We start from the raw sequence: 6,035 nt of genomic DNA, 5'->3' as shown, positions 1-6,035 counted from the left end.
ACGACCCTTATTTATGAATTCACTATTTTGTTATTCTGTCAATGCGTAAGTCCTAATTTACTAGAATATTTACAAGTTAATGATATTGGCAAATACCCAATAATTTTTATCACTCATAGCATGGGTGGATTATTAATCAAAGAAATGCTGCGTAATGCTCAGACATTTAAAAAAATAGTAATTATTGAACAGACAAAAGGTATTGTATTCCTCTCCACTCCTCACACTGGTTCTCATCTCGCCAACTTAGTCGATAAAATTGGGATTTTGGCACGAAGCTCTGTCAGTGTTGACGAACTGAAAGTACATATTCCCCAACTGCGTCAACTTAACGAGTGGTATCGGCAAAATGTTGATTCCTTGGAAATTGCTACAAAAGTTTATTTTGAAACTAAGCCCACTCAAGGTTTTTTAGTTGTAGATCCAGATAGCGCTAACCCAGGCATCAAAGATGTCCAACCTACCGCTACAGATGACGACCATCTTTCTATCACCAAGCCAAAATCAACAGAGAATTTAGTTTACAAGGGAGTGAGTCAGTTTATTAAGCAACAATTGCTAATTAATCTAGGCATTGTTCAACAACCAACATTAAAAGCAAAACAGAATAACTCCTCAGTGATTTTTGAAAATACTGATGGTCAAGTTCCTCTTAACTCCCCCTTTTATATCGAGCGTCCAGAGGTGGAAATTAAATGTTATGAATTCATCTTTCAACCAGGGGCGTTAATTCGCATCAAAGCCCCCCAAAAGATGGGCAAAACTTCCTTAATAAGTCGCATTCTTGACCATAGTAAACAAAAAGGGTATCGCACAGTTTCTCTGAATTTATGGAGTCAAGAAAGTCTTACCGATCTCAGTAGTTTTTTACAGGGATTTTGTGCAATTCTGAGTGAAGAGTTAGGGTTAGAAGAACAAATAGATAAATATTGGAAAAAAAGATTAAGTAATCAAATAAACTGTACTAATTATTTAAAAGAATATTTATTAAAAAATATTGATACTCCTCTAGTGTTAGGCTTAGATGATATTGACAAAATTTTTCCTTATCCTGAAATTGCTCAAGAATTTTTTGCTCTACTCCGAGCTTGGCATGAAAACGATAAAAACGAAGTAATTTGGCAAAAATTGCGTTTATTAATTGCTCATTCTCAAGAAGTATATGTTTCTCTAAATGTCAATCAATCCCCCTTTAATGTGGGTTTATCTGTGGAAATAGAAGAATTCAATGCCACACAAATAAAAAAATTAATCCAACGACATAAATTAAGTTGGTCAGATACACAAATCGGAGAATTAAGGGGAATGATTGATGGTCATCCTTATTTATTAAGGACTGCTCTTTATCAAATTGCCACAGGTAATTTAACTTTAGAACAATTTCTGAAAATTGCTCCCACCGACGAGGGATTATTTAGAGGTTTTTTACATCCTTATCTTTCACTGTTAGAAGAATATAAATTGTTAAAAGTAGCGTTTCAAAAAGTTATCAACAGTAATATTCCTGTTAAGTTAGACTCTGTACAAAGTTTTAAATTACGCAGTCTGGGCTTAATTAAATTTAAAGGAAACGAAGTTCAATGCCTTTGTAATTTATATCGCTTTTATTTCCGAGAACGCCTATCCGAATGATTACACCCAGCTTGAGAGGATGAACGCATCAAGAATTAGCGGCAAAATGATTTGGCAAGAGACGCGATCAGCGAATTTTTATCAAAAAATCTTAACTGAACCGTATTACAGTACACCCCATCATAAATGCGTAGCCGTAAGGCTTGTCGTCAGACATCGCACCCTAAACATATTACCGAACGATTATCAAATAAATTTAACAAAGCTTTCGTCGTCCCTTCTGGCAAGCATTACAGGCAGAGGTTTTAGGCTCAAAATCAATACAAGCGATCGCTTCCTCAGAACAAGCTTTTTTTGGGTGTATAGTACATTTGAGACGGTAGTCGTTAGTGAAATATTCGCAACCAGAGCAAGGAATTTCATGCAGCTTTTTTAAATGAATTACTCCTTTTTTTAAGGTTAACCAGAAACTCGAAATAAATAGAATCATTACTGTCCAAGTGCAAAATGCACACAAAATCATACTTAACATTAGTTATCCTCATAAAAAATCTAAAAAAAATGCCCACAGTCTACTGCTGTTAACCGCAGGCATTAGACTTCATTTAGCTAGTGTTGAGAGAAACTTAATTAACTATTATTTTGATGCGACGATCGCCAAGAATGCCAAACATAACCTAAGAATGCTACTACACCAAGGAAAAACTGAATATCTGCCAATCCTAGACGTTCAGAGCCGTAAAATTCTCTCGGAAAAACTGTCGTGTTATATGCTACGAACGCAGTAGAAATCCAAGCCATCAAAGCTAAACCCAGCAAGCTATAAGAAAGAATTTCTTCACCATTGTCAATTGGTAAAATTCGTCTTATCCAGGCAAAAGGTTGTACAAGAATATGCCATGCACCACCAGCAATTAAGATAAAGCCAATCCAAATATGCCCACCAATGACATCTTCCAAGTTATCAACACTTGCCATCCCTAAAGGATTCCAGTTACCATCCTTTAAACCAACTAAGTAACCAAAAATTGTTCCTGGGTTTAAATTGGGATTGCTAATCAGGCGGACATTTCCCAAATTAGTATCATAAATTCCGCCAAAAATTGTTGCCTTTAGCACTAACAAAAATGCTCCCAAACCCAGAATAATTAGGTGATGACCTAAAATTAAACTCAATTGCTTGGGGTCATTCCATTCATAGTGAAATTTTGCCGTCTGTCCACCGGTATTATATAAAATTGCCGAACCACGGAAAACATGAAAAAGTCCACCTGCACCCAATACAGCAGATGCAACTAAGTGCAAAATGCCAATTACAAAATAGGGGTAGGTATCGACTACTTCACCTCCAGCACCGACACCCCAGCCCAAAGTTGCTAAGTGGGGTAACAAAGTCAATCCCTGTTCATACATTGGTACGCTAGGAACAAAGCGTGTAACTTCAGATATTGTGATTGCTCCTACCCAAAACATAATTAAGCCTGCATGAGCAATGTGAGCGCCTAATAATTGACCAGATAAATCAATTAAACGGGCATTACCCACTAACCACGATAAATTTGTGTCTGCTGCTAAGGTTCTATCAGTTGTAATTGTCATAGTTAAATACCTTTATGAGCATTTTGAATTTTGGATTTTAGATTATGAAAATCTAAAATCCAAAATTGTTTTACGATTCGCTACCGATGGCATTTATTGCCCTTTCAATTCGGCTAAAGTCAACGCCAATTGCTCGCAGAGCGTGCCACAGATGACCTTGCAAGAAGAAGAAAGCTAAGAAGAAATGGGCATTTGCTAACCATGCTCTAGAAGTGTAGCCACCGTTTGCTAACTTAATGCTGTCGGCAAAATAAGGGCTAACTCCGAGTTTTACTTCCAAGGTAGAGCCATAAAATTCCACAGGATAAGCTAAGGTATTTACCGCACAAAAGTAAGCTGCAACAAATCCCGCTAAAGCAATACCGCCCAAAGAGTAGGAAAGGATGGCTTCACCGGAGAAGATTAAAAGTTTTTTCGCCCAAGCTAAAGGCTCTATGAGGATGTGCCAAATACCGCCGCCAATGAGTAACAAACCTACGTAGATATGACCACCGACTAAATCTTCTAAGTTGTTAACAGTGGCAAAGTGAGTTTGATAGCCATAAATGACCAAGGGATTCAGGGTGGGGTCGGTGACAACTCGAACATCGTGAATTGTCGAGTCGTACAGTCCTCCCCAGAACATGGCTTTTCCTACTAGGAGTAAAGCACCTAATCCCAAGAAAATTAGGTGATGTCCTAAGATAAACCCAAGTTTTTTCGGGTCATCCCATGTAAAGTGAAATTTCCGAGCGCGACCAGTGGCATCTTTTAAGTTTTTTGGAGCTTTGAAGGTGTGGAAAAGTGCCCCTGCACCAAGCACAGCAGAAGAAATTAAGTGTAAAGCGCCAATAACGAAATAAGGGTAAGTATCAACTACCTGACCACCTGCGCCCACACCAAAACCCAAAGTGGCTAAGTGGGGAAGCAAAATCAACCCCTGCTCACCCATTGGTACTTCGGGATTGTAGCGAGAGATTTCAAACCATGTAAACGCCCCAGCCCAGAGCGTCGTCAGCGCCGCTTGTGCCACATGAGCGCCGATAAATAAGCCAGAGAGATTGGCGAAGCGGGCGTTACCTGTCCACCAATCAAATTTGAGGTTGGGATTGCCGTATGTCTGCATTGTTAAGACAATTAGTAATTGTTGTCAGTAATACTCAATTGGTTGGTTCTTATTTCAGCAGTTGAATGTCGTATGAGTGCTAACACAGTAGACGCAGAGCTTTTACTTGAGGGAGGAGAGACTCTTCCAATTCAGCGCAGGCTACCGATTGTCGTCAGACATGACTTCTTGCCACATACTCTGCTTATTGACAGCTAATTACCAATTATTGAGATTACAAAATTAGTTTATTGAAAATAATTCTTATTTAGATTGAATCTTTACAAAATGTAATTATCAAGACTGGAGGAAAAATAGGCAACACAAATGGAGCGACAATAGTAACTATCACCGCTCGAACGCAAGAAAATATTAGTTTTTAAGTGTTGGTTATTCTGCCTTTATGAATAACTTGTAGAAGTGCTAAAAGATAGTGGAGATGCGACCAGTAAATGTGGATGGTGATGTTGCCAAAAACTCAAAATCTCTTCGCCAACCTGTTGAGGATAAAAGTAGTGAAAAAAATGATATCCTTGTGAGCATTCCCATAGTTTATCTTCTGGTTTTAACCAATTAAACCAGTCATGTAATGCAGGTAGGTTGACTACCGGATCGCTCTTGCTACCACATACCATCATTGGCATAGAAACTCCACCCTTGGCTAAATAAACCAACTTAAATAAAGAGTGTGATGATGGAGATTGTTCTAAATCTTTATCTAAGGCGGCGACTAACTTCTTAGTAGTATGAGGTGGTTGATTTCCAAAAAGACTACGAACACTGCTTGCCAAAACTAACTCACGGCTGATGCTAAAAAGTTGTCGTTGAAAGTAATAGTGAGCTTGCCAATTGTTTGCAGGTTGAGCCGCTACAGCCAGCAGAGTTAGCGATCGCACTCTTTGGGGAAATCGACGCGCAAAGGTTAAGGCGATCGCACCACCCATAGCATGACCGACTAAATGAACGGGGCGATCGCGCCATTCTAAAAAGTCATATAGCAACTCCACAGCTTGATCTATGGAACTAGCTTCATCTTTAGTTTGCTGGTATTCCCACTGAGCGACACTCGTATACCCAGATAAATATTCAAGTAATGGTTTATCAAAACGTTGCAAAGCAGGACTAGCACTTAACCATAAAACATCAAATGGATCGGACATATAATACCTAGAAATTCTAAATTATCGATTTCAAGAAAGGCGCACAGCTAGCTGTACGCCTCTATTAGGCTACAAACTAAATTCTGTCTTCAACTGAGCAACCCAAGTTTTAATTCGCTCGTCTGTTAACTCAGATTGACTACCTTGATCGAGTGCCAATCCGACAAATTTGCCATTTTTCAAAGCTCTAGAATTCTCAAAGTCATATCCCTCAATTGGCCAGTAACCGACAGTTTTACCGCCTCGTTGGGAAATTTTCTCTTCTAGAATTCCAATTGCATCCTGGAAGTTATCACTATAGCCATATTGGTCTCCATCACCAAAATAGGCAACCAGCTTACCACTAAAATTTATTTCATCCAGATCGGAGAAAAAGCCTTCCCAATCGCTTTGAAGTTGACCAATATCCCAAGTGGGAGAGCCAATAATCAGCAAGTCATACTCATCAAAAGTGGTAGTATCTGCCTCGTAAATGGGATGTAATGTTACAACATCACCACCAAACTCATCCCGAATTTTTTCAGCATCAGATTCAGTGTTACCAGTTTGAGTACCGTAAAACAAACCAATTTTTTTCGACATATTGTCACCTGATAAATAAATAGTTGTGCGTTCAAAAG

6 protein-coding genes are annotated in these 6,035 nt (G+C 38.7%); 1 reads left to right on the top strand and 5 read right to left on the bottom strand.

From position 1 onward, the window contains the following. Positions 1–1,632, top strand: a 1,632-nt coding sequence (locus tag HWQ39_RS27400) for an AAA-like domain-containing protein (RefSeq protein WP_292852334.1), incomplete at its 5' end; no start/stop codon positions are given. 196 nt (positions 1,633–1,828) lie between these two features. Here HWQ39_RS27400 and HWQ39_RS27395 read toward each other — a convergent pair. The 5 genes from HWQ39_RS27395 to fldA all read right to left on the bottom strand — a co-directional run bounded on the left by HWQ39_RS27395 (position 1,829) and on the right by fldA (position 5,997). Further along, entirely contained in the window at positions 1,829–2,104 is a 276-nt protein-coding gene (locus HWQ39_RS27395; RefSeq protein ID WP_292852331.1) for a hypothetical protein, read from the bottom strand. 98 nt (positions 2,105–2,202) lie between these two features. Continuing rightward, on the bottom strand, positions 2,203–3,171 hold the full coding sequence (locus HWQ39_RS27390) for a chlorophyll a/b binding light-harvesting protein (protein ID WP_292852328.1): 969 nt from the start codon (positions 3,169–3,171) through the stop codon (positions 2,203–2,205). A 70-nt stretch (positions 3,172–3,241) separates the two neighbouring features. Then, positions 3,242–4,276, bottom strand: coding sequence for a chlorophyll a/b binding light-harvesting protein (locus HWQ39_RS27385; protein WP_292852325.1), 1,035 nt, complete (start codon positions 4,274–4,276; stop codon positions 3,242–3,244). Between the two features lie 380 nt (positions 4,277–4,656). After that, positions 4,657–5,415 (bottom strand): alpha/beta fold hydrolase, encoded by a 759-nt coding sequence (locus tag HWQ39_RS27380; RefSeq protein ID WP_292852322.1) that lies wholly within the window; start codon positions 5,413–5,415, stop codon positions 4,657–4,659. A gap of 69 nt (positions 5,416–5,484) precedes the next feature. After that, positions 5,485–5,997 carry a flavodoxin FldA gene (gene fldA, locus HWQ39_RS27375; RefSeq protein WP_292852319.1) on the bottom strand — a complete coding sequence of 171 codons (513 nt, stop codon included), beginning with the start codon at positions 5,995–5,997 and terminating at the stop codon, positions 5,485–5,487. Positions 5,998–6,035: the final 38 nt, after the last annotated feature.

This window comes from Nostoc sp. NMS8 (assembly GCF_017115045.1).
Lineage (GTDB): Bacteria > Cyanobacteriota > Cyanobacteriia > Cyanobacteriales > Nostocaceae > Nostoc.
This window is presented reverse-complemented; position numbering and strand designations above follow the sequence as displayed.